General features: G+C 42.0%; 17 protein-coding genes. 3 read left to right on the plus strand and 14 right to left on the minus strand.

Going from position 1 to position 17,265, the window contains the following annotated elements; translation table 11 throughout:
* Both C4B60_RS02475 and C4B60_RS02480 read right to left on the minus strand, forming a co-directional pair.
* Positions 1-1,368: a sensor histidine kinase gene (locus C4B60_RS02475; RefSeq protein WP_104056393.1), complete on the minus strand. Its 1,368-nt coding sequence runs from the start codon at positions 1,366-1,368 to the stop codon at positions 1-3.
* Positions 1,365-2,066, minus strand: coding sequence for a response regulator transcription factor (locus C4B60_RS02480; RefSeq protein ID WP_104056395.1), 702 nt, complete (start codon positions 2,064-2,066; stop codon positions 1,365-1,367). The genes C4B60_RS02475 and C4B60_RS02480 overlap by 4 nt, the downstream gene beginning before the upstream one ends.
* Positions 2,067-2,219: 153 nt before the next feature.
* On the opposite strand from C4B60_RS02480, the gene C4B60_RS02485 reads away from it, so the two are divergent.
* Complete coding sequence (locus C4B60_RS02485) at positions 2,220-2,654, plus strand: SACOL1771 family peroxiredoxin (RefSeq protein ID WP_104056397.1); 435 nt, start codon at positions 2,220-2,222, stop codon at positions 2,652-2,654.
* A gap of 76 nt (positions 2,655-2,730) precedes the next feature.
* On the plus strand, positions 2,731-4,176 hold the full coding sequence (gene aldA / locus C4B60_RS02490; protein WP_104056399.1) for an aldehyde dehydrogenase: 1,446 nt from the start codon (positions 2,731-2,733) through the stop codon (positions 4,174-4,176).
* A gap of 53 nt (positions 4,177-4,229) precedes the next feature.
* On the opposite strand, the gene C4B60_RS02495 is transcribed toward aldA, so the two are convergent.
* The gene (locus C4B60_RS02495; RefSeq protein WP_104056402.1) at positions 4,230-4,397 is read right to left on the minus strand and encodes a CsbD family protein; all 168 of its coding nucleotides are present in this window, start codon (positions 4,395-4,397) and stop codon (positions 4,230-4,232) included.
* Between the two features lie 445 nt (positions 4,398-4,842).
* On the opposite strand from C4B60_RS02495, the gene C4B60_RS02500 reads away from it, so the two are divergent.
* Positions 4,843-6,096: a YeeE/YedE family protein gene (locus tag C4B60_RS02500; protein ID WP_104056404.1), complete on the plus strand. Its 1,254-nt coding sequence runs from the start codon at positions 4,843-4,845 to the stop codon at positions 6,094-6,096.
* Positions 6,097-6,135: 39 nt separating this feature from the next.
* Here the strand turns inward: C4B60_RS02500 and C4B60_RS21330 are convergent, their stop codons facing one another.
* From C4B60_RS21330 to C4B60_RS02550, 11 genes are all read right to left on the minus strand, one after another.
* On the minus strand, positions 6,136-6,306 hold the full coding sequence (locus tag C4B60_RS21330) for a hypothetical protein (protein WP_167578554.1): 171 nt from the start codon (positions 6,304-6,306) through the stop codon (positions 6,136-6,138).
* Positions 6,307-6,517: 211 nt separating this feature from the next.
* Entirely contained in the window at positions 6,518-7,672 is a 1,155-nt protein-coding gene (locus C4B60_RS02505) for a homogentisate 1,2-dioxygenase (RefSeq protein WP_104056406.1), read from the minus strand.
* A gap of 4 nt (positions 7,673-7,676) precedes the next feature.
* Positions 7,677-8,606 (minus strand): fumarylacetoacetate hydrolase family protein, encoded by a 930-nt coding sequence (locus C4B60_RS02510; protein WP_104056408.1) that lies wholly within the window; start codon positions 8,604-8,606, stop codon positions 7,677-7,679.
* 118 nt (positions 8,607-8,724) lie between these two features.
* Positions 8,725-9,840 carry a 4-hydroxyphenylpyruvate dioxygenase gene (hppD, locus tag C4B60_RS02515; RefSeq protein WP_104056410.1) on the minus strand — a complete coding sequence of 372 codons (1,116 nt, stop codon included), beginning with the start codon at positions 9,838-9,840 and terminating at the stop codon, positions 8,725-8,727.
* Positions 9,841-9,866: 26 nt separating this feature from the next.
* Positions 9,867-11,330: a dihydrolipoyl dehydrogenase family protein gene (locus tag C4B60_RS02520; RefSeq protein ID WP_104056412.1), complete on the minus strand. Its 1,464-nt coding sequence runs from the start codon at positions 11,328-11,330 to the stop codon at positions 9,867-9,869.
* Positions 11,330-12,529, minus strand: coding sequence for a dihydrolipoamide acetyltransferase family protein (locus C4B60_RS02525; RefSeq protein WP_209020052.1), 1,200 nt, complete (start codon positions 12,527-12,529; stop codon positions 11,330-11,332). The genes C4B60_RS02520 and C4B60_RS02525 overlap by 1 nt, the downstream gene beginning before the upstream one ends.
* Before the next feature lie 18 nt (positions 12,530-12,547).
* Positions 12,548-13,543, minus strand: a complete 996-nt coding sequence (locus C4B60_RS02530) for an alpha-ketoacid dehydrogenase subunit beta (RefSeq protein ID WP_104056415.1) — start codon at positions 13,541-13,543, stop codon at positions 12,548-12,550.
* The gene (gene pdhA, locus C4B60_RS02535; protein WP_104056417.1) at positions 13,540-14,607 is read right to left on the minus strand and encodes a pyruvate dehydrogenase (acetyl-transferring) E1 component subunit alpha; all 1,068 of its coding nucleotides are present in this window, start codon (positions 14,605-14,607) and stop codon (positions 13,540-13,542) included. Before pdhA ends, C4B60_RS02530 begins: the two co-directional genes overlap by 4 nt.
* A gap of 29 nt (positions 14,608-14,636) precedes the next feature.
* Positions 14,637-15,740, minus strand: coding sequence for a Glu/Leu/Phe/Val family dehydrogenase (locus tag C4B60_RS02540; RefSeq protein ID WP_104056647.1), 1,104 nt, complete (start codon positions 15,738-15,740; stop codon positions 14,637-14,639).
* 57 nt (positions 15,741-15,797) lie between these two features.
* On the minus strand, positions 15,798-16,178 hold the full coding sequence (locus tag C4B60_RS02545; RefSeq protein WP_104056419.1) for a thioesterase family protein: 381 nt from the start codon (positions 16,176-16,178) through the stop codon (positions 15,798-15,800).
* A 129-nt stretch (positions 16,179-16,307) separates the two neighbouring features.
* Positions 16,308-17,258, minus strand: a complete 951-nt coding sequence (locus C4B60_RS02550; protein WP_104056422.1) for an NAD(P)H-dependent flavin oxidoreductase — start codon at positions 17,256-17,258, stop codon at positions 16,308-16,310.
* Positions 17,259-17,265 lie beyond the last annotated feature (7 nt).

The raw sequence follows: 17,265 nt of genomic DNA on the forward strand, positions 1-17,265 counted from the left end.
TTACCCTGCTGCTTCATCTTTTTTTAACGGAAGATAAATGGTTGCAATCGTCCCGACCCCTTCAAGACTGTCCAAGGTAATTCTTGCCTGAATGGCAGCTGCCAGCTCTTTTGCAAGAGAAAGGCCGAGACCTGATCCCCCTGATTTTCTGTTACGTGCTTTGTCTACACGGTAAAAACGGTCAAAAACCTTTGGAAGATCTTCCTTTGGGATTCCCTGGCCTCTGTCTTCAATTCGAATATACCCTTCTTCCCCATTTCTTCCAACAACCACCGTAATTTTTTCATCGCTGTACTTGTGAGCATTATCAAGAAAAATATAAAGAAGCTGTCTAAGCTTTTGTTTATCTGCAATTGTCTTTACTTTTTCTTTAACCAAAAACTCAATTTCATGCTCGGAAGCGTTTTGAAATGCTTTTATAGAATCCTTTGTCATTTTTTCTATCATTACTTCTTCCAGCTGTAAATTCCAGTTTTCTCCCTGCCTAGCAAGCAGCAGAAGCTGCTGTGTCAGCTCCTTCATTCTGATCGCCTCTGAATGAATGGCTTCAATTGATTCATTTGCAAGCTCCTTTTGCTCAAATCCTCTTCTCTTTAATAAATTTGCATAGCTTTCAATTACTGTTAATGGCGTCTTTAATTCGTGGGATGCATTTGATATAAACTGATCCTGTTTGTCAAAGTTTGTTTCCAGTAAATCCATCATTAAATTAAAGGTATTACCCATTTCATATAATTCATCCTTTGATTTATTCTCAAGAGGAAGCCGTTTAAACTCACCGCTATCTTGAATTTCCTTCATCGTGGAAATCATTGAGGTAATCGGTTTTATGACTAAATTACTTAGCACTCTGGCAGATAAAATAACTGGGATCATCCCTATTAACGTCACGATAATTAACACATTTCTAAGCACCTGCAAATTATTTTTTTCCGCCTCAAGGCTTTCTATATACTGAATATTAATAACGGTTCCATCTACCCAGGGATTTGGCATAGAGACAAAAGTATACCTCTCTCCCTCAATGCGTATGATTTCTACTCTTTCTTCCTGATAAAACCGATCCGGTGTTTCGCTTAAATGGTTTTGTCCCATTGAGTTTGCCGATCCGATTGACTCGCCGGCATCTGTAATAATCTTCATGGCACCATTTGGCGGCACAAATATTCTAAGAAGTTCAGTATCAGTAATGAGTCCGACTGTCTGATTAACCCCCGGAATGCTTCCTTTAGCAGTCAACTGAGCGGACTCCAGAGCACTTGAATAAGTTAAATTAGAAAACAAAAGATAAATAGATATACTAATTACGGCTAAAAGAGCAGCAAACACAGCAGAGGTATAAAGATGTATTTTATTTTGAAGCTTCATTTTCCTTCCCTCAAAACGTAGCCTACTCCTCTAATTGTATGAATCAGCAGATCTGTGCCAATGCCGTCTACTTTTTTCCTCAAGTACCTGATATAAACATCAACCACATTTGTATCACCAAAATAATCAAACCCCCAGACAGCATTTAATATTTGCTCCCTGTTCAGCACCTGGCGATGATTTTTCATTAAATAAACAAGCAAATCGAATTCTCTTGGAGTCAATTCAATTTGTCTTTCAGCTCTTTTGACTTCCCTCGTTTTTTCATTTAAAAATAAATCCTTCACCTTTAACCATTCTTCATCTTGTTCATCCTGCTTTAAACCAGCGGAATGTCTCAGTGCAGCCCGTATTCTCGCAAGTAGTTCTTCAATCTGAAAAGGCTTTGTTACATAATCATTTGCACCAAGATCAAGGCCTGAAACCTTATCCTCTACTGAATCCTTAGCCGTTAGCAGGATAACAGGCACTTCCCGATCATCGCTGCGAATTCTTCTTAATATCTCTACACCGGACATTTCAGGAAGCATGATATCAAGTAAAATCAAATCCCATTTTTCACTTCGGTACTTCTCCAGCGCCTCATAGCCGCTCATTGCTTTTTTCACCAAGTAGCCTTCATATTCAAGCTCCAACTCGAGTACGCGGGCTATTTTTTCCTCGTCTTCCACCACAAGAATTTTTTCTTTTTTATCCATAATGGTATAAACTCCTTTTAAATCAGGATTCTTAACGGTAATTGTAGCATAATAGTCTTTCTATTTTTCCTTTCAAAAGCACAGAAATGCTTCATTTTTTTAAAAAGTGTTACACTTATAACAGTACATCATGTTTAGAAAGGAAGAATAACGATGGCGATCCATTCATTCTTTTTAAAAGCAAATTGGCCGGGCGGACGCAATAACGTCGGGACAATTGAAACAAAAAATCTAAATACAAAGATTTCTATACCTCCTGAAATGGACGGGCCCGGGATTGGAACGAACCCTGACGAAATGCTTTTAGGAGCTGCAGGCACCTGTTATATCATTACTCTTGCCGCTATGCTTGAACGCGCAGGTATTAAAACAAAGGACATGGAGCTTGAATCAGAAGGTTTTGTTGAGGTTGAAAAAGGAGTCATTACGTATAAACGAATTGTTCACCGTCCTAAGATCACGGTTGAAAACTCGCCTGAGATAAAAAAGCGTGTGGAACGTTATATGTATAAAGCAGAGGAAAGCTGCATGATCACAAGAGCACTAAAAGGGAACGTTGAGATAACGGTTGAGCCTGCAATTTTTTAATGTATATGTAAATGAATGTTTTTATCCTCCTGATCGTGGAAAACATGGAGTATTCCACAATTAGGAGGATTTTATTATGAATCAGCACCAATTGTATATTAACGGAGAATATGTAGAATCAACCTCAAACGAATGGATTGACATAATTAATCCCTCGACAGAGGAGGTAATTTCCCGCACGCCTAAAGGCACTGAAGAGGATGTAGAAAAAGCGGTAAATGCAGCATTTGAAGCACAAAAAGAATGGGAAAAAGTTCCTTCAAACGAAAGAGGAAAAATTGTTCGGAAGCTTGGAGACAAAATTCAGGAAAACAGAGAGAAATTCATCGATCTTCTTATAGAAGAACAGGGAAAACCGCAGGACCAGGCTGCTGACGAAATTGATACAGCCATTGAGTATTTTTATTATATGTCAGAATGGGGAAGAAGAATTGAAGGTGAAATCGTTCCAAGCGACCGGCCGAATGAAAATATTTTAATCTATAAAAAACCAATCGGTGTGGTAGCAGGCATTGTCCCCTGGAACTTTCCCGTATTTATTTTAGCAAGAAAAGTAGCTACTGCCTTGATCGCAGGCTGTTCGATTGTACTTAAGCCGAGTCAGCAAACGCCAAATACCGCAGTTGAATTCACCAGACTGGTGCATGAAATAGACGGACTTCCTAAAGGAACCTATAATCTGCTGACGGGTACAGGCTCAACCTTAGGAAATGCTCTTGCCTCCCATCCTAAAGTAGCGATCATTACAATGACAGGCAGCGTAGGAGCAGGCACCAAAGTAATGGAAGCTGCTGCACAAAATATCACAAAGGTAAACCTTGAACTTGGAGGGAAAGCACCAGCGATCGTTACAGAAAATGCCGATCTTGATTTGGCGGTGAAACATATTATGACCTCCAGGCTGACCAATTCAGGGCAGGCCTGTACGAATGCAGAGCGTGTTTATGTTCAGGAAAGCATCGCTGAAGAATTTACCCAAAAAATGAAAAACGCAATGGAAAAAGCTAGAGCAGGAAATCCAAATGAAGAACAGAATTTGGATCTTGGACCGCTAATCAGTCAAGACAGACTGGATACGATCCACTCAATGGTAGAGAAGGCGAAAGAAGAAGGAGCCGAAATCGCCTATGGCGGGAAGCCTGTTGACCGCGAAAAAGGCTACTTTTACGAGCCGACCCTCATTGCAAATGCCAAACAAACAATGACAGTTGTAAAAGAAGAAATTTTTGGTCCTGTTATTCCAGTAGTGACCTATAAAACGATCGAAGAAGCGATTGAGTTAAGCAACGATACAGAATATGGGCTTTCCTCCTCTATTTATACAGAGAATTATCATGAGGCTATGAAAGCCGTTAATGGACTTAAGTTTGGAGAGACATTTGTTAACCGTGAGAATTTTGAAGCGATGCAGGGATACCATGCTGGGCTTCGCAAATCCGGATTAGGCGGGGCTGACGGAAAAAACGGGCTGAATGATTTTCTCGTGACACATACAGTTTATATGCAATACAAAGATGAATAACGAAAAACACGCTGCCTAAAATAGGCAGCGTGTTTTATGTAGTTACTAAAATGTTACAAGTCTTTAAATTTCCCTACCTTGTCCTGAACATTTCCTTTTGTTTTATCCTTCTTACCTTCATCCTGCATTCTTTGATTGTTGGTTGCATTTCCAACCTGATCTTTTACTTCACCTTTTGTCTTGTTCACTGCACCTTTTACTTTGTCTCCATTTCCGCTCATGTTGATTCCTCCTTCAATCGTTATTTCTTATCTATACCACTCTTCGCAAGGGATAAACACCGATGAAAATTTGTTTAAAAATAGGAATAAAGAGGTTTAATAATAGGTGTATAAAGGAATAGAAAAATATAGACAACGAGGAGGATGATTGACATGTTTGAAGAAAAAATTAAATATAATCGAACTGACATTTTAACAGGATTAGCCGGAACTGGAGTACTGACTACTATCTTACTTTTAATGACAAGCCTATGAGAAGACTCAATCATATTACATAAAAAGCGATTCTCTCCTATGAGGAAAGGGTCGCTTTTTTAGTGGATTAAAAGAAGAAAAACCTCCTAAAGCAATAAACTCTATAAGATCCGAAGCTAACTAATTTACATAAGCTAAACACTATGCTAAATTTAAAACCGACTATTTTAATAGGAAAAGAGGAAATCAAATGGCTCAACAAACTACTCAGCTGCCAAGCAACTGGAAAGAAGGAAAAACAACCGTTGTCACTTCCCTTCCTCCGCTGCAAAAGCCGCTTGTTTTACTTGGAATAATGGGCGCAATTCTCTTATTCAGCATCATTGTACTCACCACTACATGGACACAGGGTATTCTTTATATAATCGGTATGGCTTTAGGACTTACCCTTCTTTATGCACGTTTTGGCTTTACCTCTGTTTTTAGAAGACTAATGGCTGTAGGGAACGTGCAGGGGCTTCAGGCTCATATGGTCATGCTCGCTGTAGCATCAACACTTTTTGCCATTATTTTAGGTACAGGTTTCAGCTTTACGGGAGTTGAACCAGCTGGCTATGTTTCTCCTGTAGGAATCAGCGTCCTGCTTGGAGCATTTATATTTGGAATCGGCATGCAGCTCGGAAGCGGCTGTGCTTCCGGGACGCTTTATTCTGTTGGAGGAGGACAGTCCTCCATGATTCTGACGTTAACCAGCTTTATTGCAGGCTCCGTAATAGGGGCGTATCATTTTAGCTTTTGGATGGAAGAAACCTGGGCACTGCCTCCTTTATCCCTTGCTGAATCAACTAATTTAGGATTTTTTGGTGCATGGGCTGTTCAAATGGTTCTTTTTGCAGCTATTTACTTTGGTCTTGCTCAATTTGCAAAAAGAAGAAAGCCTCCTGTCATGAAGCCTCTTCCTACTACAGCAGGCTGGAAAAAAATCTTCAGAGGCTCGTGGCCGCTAGTAACAGCAGCTATTGTACTTGCAGTATTGAACGCATTAACGCTTACGATCAGAGGAAATCCTTGGGGAATTACTTCAGCCTTTGCTTTATGGGGCTCAAAAGCGCTTGAAATGATTGGAATGGATGTTTCAGGCTGGGGCTACTGGCAGGCAAATGCTGTACAACTTTCACAGCCAATACTTGCTGACTCAACAAGCGTAATGAATTTCGGGATTATTCTCGGCGCCTTTATTGCAGCAGCTGCAACCGGCACTTTTAAACCTAAAAAAATCAAGCCGGGAATTGCTGCAGCATCCATCATTGGCGGACTTTTAATGGGCTATGGCTCGCGTCTTGCATTCGGCTGCAATATTGGTGCTTATTTCGGCGGTATTGCATCATTCAGCCTTCATGGTTGGGTATGGGCTGTTATGGCTATGCTCGGAACTGCTTTAGCTCTTTTAATCCGGCCGTTATTCGGATTGAAAAATCCTAAGCCAAAGGATTCAATTTGCTGATCAACTAAAAAACTGCAGCCATTATGAGGCTGCAGTTTTTTAGTTGATTTTATTTAATTCTTCCTCAAAATAAAAAGTTCCTGTATCTTCTTGGATAATATAAGAGTATCTTTTCATTTTAGCCACATAAGACCATTGCTTTATGGTCACAATCTTCTCATTCAATAAAACCTGTTCACCATCAATAAATTTATTCTTGTATGTTTTCATCGTCCAGCCTCCAATTTTTTGAGTGATAGTATTAAAGCAATTAACACAATCCTGATGCATAGTGATTCTTCATAATTGGTACATTGAGTTTGATGAAAAATACAAAAAGAATCTCTTAAAAAACTCTCAATCAATCAATTATAACATACTATTGGACGAATTTGAGTGCTTTTTAAAAAGAGCAACAAAAAAAGAGCAAAACTGCTCTTTTTCACTCCATCCACGTAAACATATAGTTTCGATCCTCTACTTCCTTCGCTTGCTTAACTACCTTTAATGGCTTAAACGTATCGATCATGACTGCAAGCTCCAGCGTTTCTTTTTTCCCAATGCTCGCTTCTGTTGTGCCGGGATGAGGGCCATGTGGAATTCCGCTCGGGTGCAGCGTAATTGACCCCCTTTCGATTCCTTTTCTACTCATAAAGTTTCCTTCTACATAATAAAGTAGCTCATCACTATTTACGTTGCTATGATAATACGGTGCAGGTATGGCTTCAGGATGGTAATCATATAGTCTTGGCACGAACGAGCATACGACAAAATTATGTCCTTCAAAGGTCTGATGAACTGGAGGAGGCTGATGAACACGGCCGGTAATAGGCTCAAAATCCTGTATATTAAACACCCATGGATACAAGCAGCCGTCCCATCCAACAACATCTAATGGATGGTGATTTAGAATATGTCGGTTCATTACACTCCTTGATTTTGTATATACGGTATATTCTCCTTTATGGGGGTGAGTAACCAGCTCTTCAGGACCTCTTATATCCCGTTCACAAAAAGGGCTGTGCTCTAATAGCTGACCATATTCATTTCGATATCTTCTCGGTGTCGTCAGCTGGCTGGCTGATTCAATCAATAGGAACTTTGTTTGCTCTCCTAAAGAAGGGATGACTCTGTAAATCGTGCCGATCGGAATGATGACGTAGTCCCCTTTTTTATACGTGATCGTTCCAAACATCGTTTCTATCTTTCCCGATCCGTAATGAACAAAAAGCATTTCATCTCCGTCTCCATTCCGGTAATACGAGTCCATCTCTTCAGAAACGGCAATCGTCCCGATCAGAAGATCATCATTGCCAAGAATATATTCCCTGGCCTTAAGCGCATCTCCACTTTTAGTAATTTTAGAAGTGAAAAAATGTCGGTGTTTAAGTGATTCCTGCTCTTCATACTCGGGAAGATAAGAGCCAAGAAGCTCAGACTTTGCTACCTCTGTCGGCATAAAATGATGATAGAGAATTGATTGAGTACCGGAAAATCCTTTTGTTCCCATCACCTGTTCCCGATATAGAGTCCCATCTTCTTTATGAAATTGAGTGTGACGTTTATGCGGAATTTTTCCTAATTGACGGTAGTACATTTTTTCACCCGCTTTCTTCTATTCGATTAACCAATATTCCAAGTCCATCAATCGAAAGTGAAACTTCATCACTTTGCTTGAGCCATGGATGTACATCAGTCCCCAGTTCTAAAATGCATCCGCTCCCTACTGTTCCTGAGCCGATTACTTCCCCTGGGTAAAGGGTCACGCCGGAGGACGCCCGTTCAATCATTTGACCAAAGGTGAAATAAAGATCTCCTGCATTCCCTTCTGACACCTGCCTGCCGTTAATTTCTGCCGTCATTTTCAATTGATAATGCATATCTTTTCTGTACTTCTCCATTTCATCTGCTGTAACAAGATACGGTCCAAGCGAAGTAGCAAAGTCTTTTCCTTTTGCCGGACCAAGCCCCACCTTCATTTCTTCCCTCTGCAGGTTCCTTGCGCTCCAATCATTCATGATACAAAAACCGAATATATAGTCTTTTGCCCTTTCGGCGGGAATATTTCTTCCCTGCTTTCCGATTACACAAGCAATCTCTAACTCAAAATCAAGCTCTGAGCAGTTAGGAGGTATGGCAATTACGTCATCTGGTCCTCTTACAGAGAGATGGTTTGTAAAATAAAATACAGGAAAATTGTACCACTCCGGAACAATATCCAGCCCCCGTTTTATACGTGCAGATTTAACATGCTGCTCAAACGCATAAAAATCACGGATACTAACCGGGCGCGGAACAGGAGCTGAGAGCTTTACCTCCTGCAGGCGGTAAACTCCCTTTTGCTCTTCTGTAAGAATATCAAGCCATTTGTTAAGCACAGAAGTATAGAATTCATGTTTTTGAAGAAATTCCAGCAGCGTTGAAGGCAGTTCCCCGTTCGAGAGCTCGTGCATATCAACAGCCATTTTCTCCTGATGGAGCCAGCCAGCTTTTTCCTCACCCGTGGGCAGTTGAAAAGTAATAAATTTCACGTCATTCCTCCTTTTTTCCTGGTAAGCTCGTTCATTGCTGGTCACGAAACAGCTTGCTTCCTTCAAAGTTAACGATAAAAGACAGCTCATTTGGCCATGGCCAAATGAGCTTCTCTTCTTATAAATTACCTCTGCGCTCCTGCTCACGCTCAATTGATTCAAACAGGGCTTTAAAGTTCCCTTCTCCAAAACCCTTTGCTCCTTTTCGTTGAATAACTTCAATAAATACAGTCGGTCGGTCCACAATCGGCTTAGTGAAAATCTGCAGAAGATAGCCTTCATCATCACCATCGACAAGAATATTTAATTCCTTAAGTTTTTCAATTTCCTCATCAATATCTTTTACTCTCTCACTTAATGTATCGTAGTAGGCTGCTGGCGTTTGTAAAAACTCGACTCCGTTGCTTCTAAGAATACCGACTGTTTTGACGATATCCTCTGTTAAAATAGCCAGATGCTGAACGCCCGGTCCATTAAAAAACTCAAGATATTCCTGTATTTGCGATTTCCTCTTGCCTTCTGCAGGCTCATTGATCGGGAATTTTATTCGGCCTCCATTATGCATAACCTTAGACATAAGAGAGGAATATTCAGTACTGATATCCTCATCCGTAAAATGCTTCATTTCTTTGAATCCCATCACCTTTTCATAATAGGACGTCCACTCCTGCATCCGTTCAACATTCCCTACAACGTGATCGACTGCGATTATTCCTGCATCGATAACAGGGATGGCGGATTCATATTTTTCAAAGCCGGGCAGGAAAACACCATTGTAATTCATTCTTTCAACCAGGGTATGGATGGTGTCACCATAGGTTCCGATTACAGCCTTTTTCACTTTTCCATGATGGTCTTCAACCTCGTAGGGGGCTTTTATTTCAATCGCACCTCTCTTTACTGCCTCTTGATATGCCTTTTCAACATCATCCATCGTCAGGGCTATATCTCTAACACCATCTCCATGCTTTTTAACAAATTCAGCCGGCTCTGAAGTGTCATTTAGTGAGCCGGTTATAACTAAACGTACCTTGTGCTGCTGCAAAACATAGGAAACCGTTTCTCTATTGCCGGTCTCGAGGCCTGAATAAGCAACGATTTTAAAGCCGAATGCAGTGCAGTAATAATGAGCAGACTGTTTGGCATTTCCAGAATAGATTTCTAAGTAGTCCACATCCTTTACCGGGAAGAAATCCTCTGCCTGATAAATACGATCAATTGATTCTCTTTTCATGTTCCTTACCTCCGTTTTGGTTAATTTTATAGGTTGTATTGTTCGTGCTGTTGTAATTGGGACGGTGATTCTGTTTTGTTGTGTTGTTGTTTATTTGCAGCTAAATGAATTGCTTTACCGGCTAATGCTTCAAACCCTTCAAGCAGGCCTTCATTGATGCTCGGATGCGGATAGTGCATAAAAGTCAGATCTTCCGTTCTTGCGATCATCTCTAACGCTAAGACAGCTGCTGAGCTTAATTCAACTGCTCCCTGCCCGATCATATGAACCCCTACAATCAGCTCCTGATCGGCATCTATGACAAGCTTAATTATTCCTTCCTTTTGAGACGACATCGCAGAAACGCCGAGACCGGATAGCGGAAATGTTGAAGATTTAACTCTCTCAAACGTCTGTCTAGCCTGTTCCTCTGTCAGTCCAACGGAGGAGATAGGAGGAATCGTGTGAATAATGGATGGAAGATTCGATTCATCGTACTCACTAGCTATACCTGAAATCATTTCAGCAGCTACTTTCCCCTGTTTAATCGCCTTACTTGCATTTTTAATCCCGCAAGTGATATCACCAATGGCATAAATGTCTTTTACAGAGGTTTTTCCTGTTTGGTCGATGTTAATAAAACCATTCTGATCGAGCTTCATCCCGATCCGCTCTACACCAAGCTCAGCTGTAGCCGGAATTAATGCAGGACCATATACGAGATGAGAGACTTCAATCGACTTATCCTCGCCGGACTTCGTATAGTAAATCACGGCAGACTGAGCTGTGTGGATTTCTTTTATCCTTGCATTGGTGATGAGTTTAATCTTTCTTTTTTTCAGTAAACGTTTCAGTTCTTTCTCAATAGAACCATCAAGCCCCAAATCAGTTCCCTCTATAATCAGCGTTACGTCTGAACCAAGCTGCTGAAAGGTTGAAGCTGCCTCCAATGCAAGATAGCTGCTTCCCGCTACAAGAAGAGAGCTGGGTATTTCCTGAATCGAGTAAATCGACTCGAAATCGAATATTCTTTTGTGATCAACCTTCGTTTTTCTGTTCTTCTTACAGCCTGCTGCAATTACTGCCCGTTGAAAACGGTAGACAGAAAAGGTATGACCGTTCTCCACCCCTATTCGATTTTCGGTCATAAAGAAAGCTGTCCCCTGGACAATTTCAACCCCGTTATCGAGCAGGAGCTTTTTTATTCCCTTTTGAAGAGCCGATATCGTTTCATTCAGCTCTTTATGTAAAACGGTAAGATCAAATGACACCTGATCTATTTTTATCCCGAATTGCTTAAAGTGATCGATTTCCATGCGTTTTTTTGCAGCTTCAGCAAAAAACTTTGAAGGGATGCATCCTTCATTCAAGCACACACCGCCAAGACCTTTTTTTTCAATCAATGTTACCTGCTTTCCAAGCTGTGCCGCTCTAATCGCGGCATTATATCCCCCGGGCCCTCCTCCGATAATGATGACTTCTCTTTCTTCTATAATCTCCCCGACTACCATTATGAAAGCTCCATAAGCAGGATCGCCGGCTCTTCGATCAGCTCGGCAAATCGGTTTGTAAATGCAACTGCGCTGCCGCCATCGATGATTCGATGGTCATAGGAAAAGGAAATATTCATCATCTGTCGAATGACAATTTCATCTCTGTTATTTACCATAGGCCGTTTTTTCGTTTTATGAAAAGCCATCAGTCCAGCTTCAGGAGGGTTTATTATGGGAGTGGCTCCAATGCTTCCCCCTAAAGGACCAACATTGCTAATGGTAAATGTGCTGCCTTTTATCTCTTCAAGTGACAGTGAATGAGAGAGAGCTTTTTGTGTGAGCTTCTTACAATCTTCCTGTAGCTGCTTAAATGATTTTTTGTTTGCGTTTCGTAAAACAGGAACGATCAGGCCCTCGTCTGTGTTCGTTGCCATGCCTATATGAATCGTTTCATGAAGAGTAATGACTTCTTCTTTCTCATTAAGTGAAGAGTTGAAAATCGGAAATTCCTGCAGACAAATACTCAAAGCCTTTATAAAAAAGACATTTGCTGACAGTGAGGTCCCTTTACTCTTTAATGCTTCTCTCATAGCAGCCATCTCTGTCACATCAATCTCTTCAAAATGTGTACAATGCGGAATGGTCATGAGGGACTCAGCCATTTTTCTGCCAATCTGTTTCCGGATTCCTTTATATGAAATAGAAGTGCTTTTGACCGCCGGCTCTTGCGGTTTCTCCTCCTGCACTGGCATCGTGGTTTTAATGGCTGCGTATATATCCTCATCCATTATTCTGTTTGAAGGACCTGTCCCCTTAATAGATTCGATCTGAATCCCATTATCCCGGGCAAGCTTTCGGGTGTAGGGAGAAGCTAAAATTCTTTTGTATGTAAAGGTATTTTCAGTTTTAGCCGTGCTTAACCCGGCATCGGGTTTTTTTTCATCCTGCCGGCTTTTTGTCTTACTTTCAGTTAATTCTTCCATTTCGCTGTCAATCAATAAAATCGTTGTTCCTACAGCTATAGTAGCTCCGATTTCAGCAACAATCTGCTTTACAGTACCAGCGGTGGGAGAAGGAATTTCAGCTGTCATTTTATCCGTCTGAACCTCCACCAATGGATCATCTGCCTTTACCCGGTCTCCCGGCTTAACAAAATAATGGTTTATGTCAGCCTGTGTCATTCCCTCCCCGATATCATGAAGCTTCACTTCAATCATCCTGATCCCCCTTTTTCCTTAAAAGCTCATCACCTTAACTATTGCCTTTTTGACTCTTTCAGGAGTTGGCAGATAAAAATCTTCAAACCCAAAGTATGGCACTGGCACATCAAATCCTGATACTTTCTCTGCCGGAGCTTTTTGATATAAAAATGACGACTCATTAATAATAGACAGAATGTCATTTCCTACACTGCTCGAAGGATGGGCCTCCTGGACAATGACAGTACGTCCTGTTTTCTGCACAGATGCTGCAATCATCTCTTCATCTATAGGAGAAAGTGTCCGAAGATCAATCACATCACAGGAAATCTGTTCTGTTTTCAGACTGTTCACAGCGTTCATGACAACCGGCACCATGGCTCCCCAGGTTATAATGGTGACGTCCTTTCCCTCCTGGATAAGCTTTCCTTTACCAATCGGGATCCGGTACACGTCCTCCGGCACTTCTTCCCTTACAGCCCTGTAGCTTCTCATCGGCTCCAGAAAAAGGACAGGATCAGGGTCTTCAATTGCGCTGATTAAAAGTCCTTTCGCATCATAAGGATTAGAGGGACAGACGACTTTTATGCCCGGCATATGAGTGAAAAGCGCCTCTGTGCTGTCGCAGTGAATTTCAGGGGCGCGCACTCCCGCCCCATAAGGCGCCCTTATAACCAACGGCACAGAAAAACGTCCCAGCGTCCTTGTACGCAGCCTTGAGGCGTGAGTCATCAGCTGTTCATAGGCAGGATAAATAAAACCCAGAAACTGAATTTCAATTACAGGTTTTAATCCGTTTGCAGCCATTCCGATAGCAGCACCAACAAACCCTGCTTCGCTCAGCGGTGTATCAATGACCCGATTTTCTCCGTATTTTTCCTGCAGGCCGTCAGTAGCTCGGAAAACACCCCCATTAACGCCGACATCCTCCCCCATGACTAAAACAGAATTGTCGCTTGCAAGCATGCTGTCGAGCGCATCAGTTACTGCTCCAACCATAGTCAGAGACCTCGTTTTAGCTGACGTTTTCATCCCTCTCTGCCCCCTATTCCATCAAGCAGATACTTTTTTTGTCTGATAAGTGAAGACGTTGGTTCTTGAAAAACGTAATCAAAAATAACAGCAGGATCAGCAGGTGGAAATTGCTCCATTTCCATAACAGCCTTTTCAACCTCTTCCATTGCAGCTTCCGCTATATGCTTCTTCCATTTTTCATCGTGCCAGCCGCAAATCTCCAAGCATTTTTCGATCCTGCTGATCGGGTCATAGGCTCTTCTTTCAGCACTCTCTTCCTGGCTGCGATATTTAGAAGGGTCATCAGCTGTGGTGTGGGCGCCGTATCTCCACGTAACAGCCTCAATTAAAGTCGGTCCTTCGCCGGCTCTGGCTCTTGACAGGGCTTCTGATACAGAATAATAAACGGCAAATACATCATTTCCATCCACCCTTACGCCAGGGATATCATACGCGAGGCTTTTCTGTGCTATCGTTTTAGTTTTCATTTGTTTTGAAACGGGCACAGAAATGGCAAATTGATTATTTTGGTTTAAAAAAACGACAGGCGCATGAAAAACACTTGCAAAGTTAAGACCCTCATGAAAATCTCCTTCTGAGGTTGCTCCGTCTCCAAAAAATGAAATTGCGGCATTTTTTGTGCCTTTTATTTTCTCTGCAAAAGCTGCTCCTGCCGCATGTGGAATTTGAGTAGCAATCGGGATTCCAGGAGGAAAAATATTTAGCCCCTCCGGCGTAACATTGCCTTCATTGCGCCCATTCCAGAATAAAAGAATATTCTTTAGAGAATGCCCAAAGGTCATGGTGGCCCCATGATCCCGGTAGGTTGGAAAAAGCCAGTCATCCTTTAAAAGAGAAAGTGCACTTCCGACCTGGGAGGCTTCCTGTCCTTCAAAGGGTGCGTATGTGCCGATTCTGCCCTGGCGCTGAAGACTGACTGCTTTTTTATCAAAGGTTCTGATCCGCACCATATGCTCATAAAAGCGTTTCGTTCTTTCTTCAGTCAGGAGCTCAAGATGCTGATCGCTGTTCCAGGTTCCATCCGGACTCAGCAGCTGCAAAACAGGAAATTGATCCTCCAAATTGCTTCCCCTCTCCTCTATTTGATGCGTCATATTCTTACCGCCCATTTGGGACGTTTCATATGGGAAAAGAAGCTGTTTCTTCTGGCTCTTGATTTCATTCTCTGTTCACAAAAAAGATTGGACGCTTCCACAGTTGTCATCCCGCCTTCCTCTGCTCTTTTATAAATATTTAATAAGGAAGTGTAAATCGCCTTTGTCTGCCTGAGCACTCTTTCTTTATTCGGTACATACAATTCATCTGCTACCTGTATCAGACCGCCTGAATTCACAATATAATCAGGAGCGTATAAGATTCCTTTTTCCTTAAGCATACCTGCATGATGTTCACTTAATAGCTGATTGTTTGCTGAGCCGACGACTGCCTTTACGTGAAGTTGATCAATTGTTCTATCGTTTAAAATTCCTCCAAGAGCACAAGGAATAAAAACATCAGCATCTGTATTGAAAATCTCGTCCCCTGCCACAATCTCAATTTCTACATTTCTTTTCACTCCAAGCGCCTGGACATCCATTAATGCTAAAGGGTTAATATCTGTTACATATAATTTTTTTGCCCCCGCTGACATAAGCTGGTCCGCTACCTTTGCCCCTACCTTTCCGAGCCCTTGAATGGCATAGGTTTTATCCGAAAGCAGATCAGTTCCATATAAGACCTGATTGGTTGCCTGCAGTCCAAACAGCACCCCCTGCGCTGTAGGAATTGATGAATCACCGCTGCCTCCATAAACTTCATCCACACCTACAATGCAATTTGTTTCTTTTAAGGCGTGAACAAAATCCTCCGGTGTGGTCCCCATATCTGTTCCTGTGTAAAATCTGCCGTTTAACGATTCCACAAACTGTCCGAAGGAGCGGAAAAGCTCTGGGCTTTTATCCTTAGCCGGGTCGCCAATGATGACAGCCTTGCCTCCTCCAAAATCCACATCTGCTGCTGCACATTTGTACGTCATTCCTCTTGATAATCTCAGTACATCCTCGAGTGCATCGTCTACTGTTGCATAGGGCTGCATGCGGCAGCCTCCAAGCGCCGGCCCAAGTGATGTATTATGGATCGCAATTATGGCCTTTAACCCCGTCTCTTCATCGTTGCAAAAAACAACTTGTTCATGCCCCTTTATTTTGTCAAACATATGCAAAGCAAACTCTCCCCTCTATAAGAAAACGCTTACATTTTAAAATAAAAAAATTTAATATAGCTTTTCGATCACTTTTCTTGGCAGCACAGACTGCTTCATTTTTCCTGCTGCGATTCGTTTACTTCCTGTCTTTGCAATTATCTGGGTATAAATGGCGCGCTCTGTTAAAGCAATAACAGTTGCTTCCACAGCAATTTCAGCACCTACTGCTGCAGCTGCCATATGCTTGATTTCTATTTCAACTCCCATGCCTTCTTCATGATCTTCCAAATAAGGCTCAATAATTTTTCTTGAAGCCCATTCCATATAGTAAACGAGCGTGACAGTAGAACAGAGTGGATGAATCACCGCCCCGTCGAAATTGGGAACCATCGTTTCAGTAACAGTGAATTGCAGGCTTCTGCCTGAGCCGATCGTAAGTCCATTCCTCATCGCTTCACCTCAGCCTCGATAACTATGTATTAAATTATATGACGTTTATTTAACGATATAATAACATTTTGTATGATAAATAGTCAATAAATTGTAAAGATTTAGTTTTCTTTCAATTTATCTTTTTCTTTACTGTAGCAACCCTTTCATACGCTTAATGGCCGTGTCAGCCTCATCAGCCATCTCTTTTATCACATCTGACACGGTCGGGACGTCACGGATAAGTCCTGCAACTTGTCCCGCGTTGATAAAGCCTTCGTGGAGCTTTCCTTCCCTCGCTCCTTTCTCATGCTGTATTTCTGCAGTTAAATCCATATATTCTTCCAGGCTAACCCCTTCCAACTCTTTTTGTGCAACTTTATTAATATAAGGTGTCGGTAATACTCTTCTAATTCTTCCTACACTTTTTCCGACAATCACAGTACCGTGATCGTTACAGCTGAGAATAGAAGAAAGGTAGTTTTCATGCATTCCTGACTCCTGGGTAGCGATAAGGCGTGTGCCAAGCTGCACTCCGCTTGCCCCGAGCGCTAGTGCTGCAGCTAACCCTCTCCCGTCTCCAACCCCTCCGGCAGCAACCACTGGTACGTTTACTGCATCAGCCAGCTGTGGAATGAGTGTAAACGTTGTGGTTTCAAGGTGAGAATTAATTCCTGCTGCTTCATACCCTTCTCCGATAACAATATCGGCTCCTGCTTTTTCAGCTTTTTTAGCATGGGCTACAGAAGCCGTCACGCACAACGTCGTTACCCCATGCTCGTTAAACAACGGAAGATAAGGAGCAGGGTTGCCGGCTGAAAGAGAAACTGTTGTTACTTTGTGTTTTAAAATTAACTGAATGATTTCCTGTATGTAAGGATTGACCGTTAAAGCGAGGTTAACGCCAAACGGCTTTTGGGTACGTTCTTTTGTTTCAATAATCAGCTTCTCTACCTTTTCCGGCCGCATTGTACCGGCACCAATCATTCCAAGGCCGCCGGCTTCAGAAACTGCAGCCGCAAGCTCAGCATTCGAGACATTCCCCATGCCCCCCTGAATGATTGGATACGAAATCGACAGCATACTTGTTAATGGGTTCATATTGTTT

It is taken from the genome of Jeotgalibacillus proteolyticus (genome assembly GCF_002926065.1).
In the GTDB taxonomy this organism is placed as follows: domain Bacteria; phylum Bacillota; class Bacilli; order Bacillales; family Jeotgalibacillaceae; genus Jeotgalibacillus; species Jeotgalibacillus proteolyticus.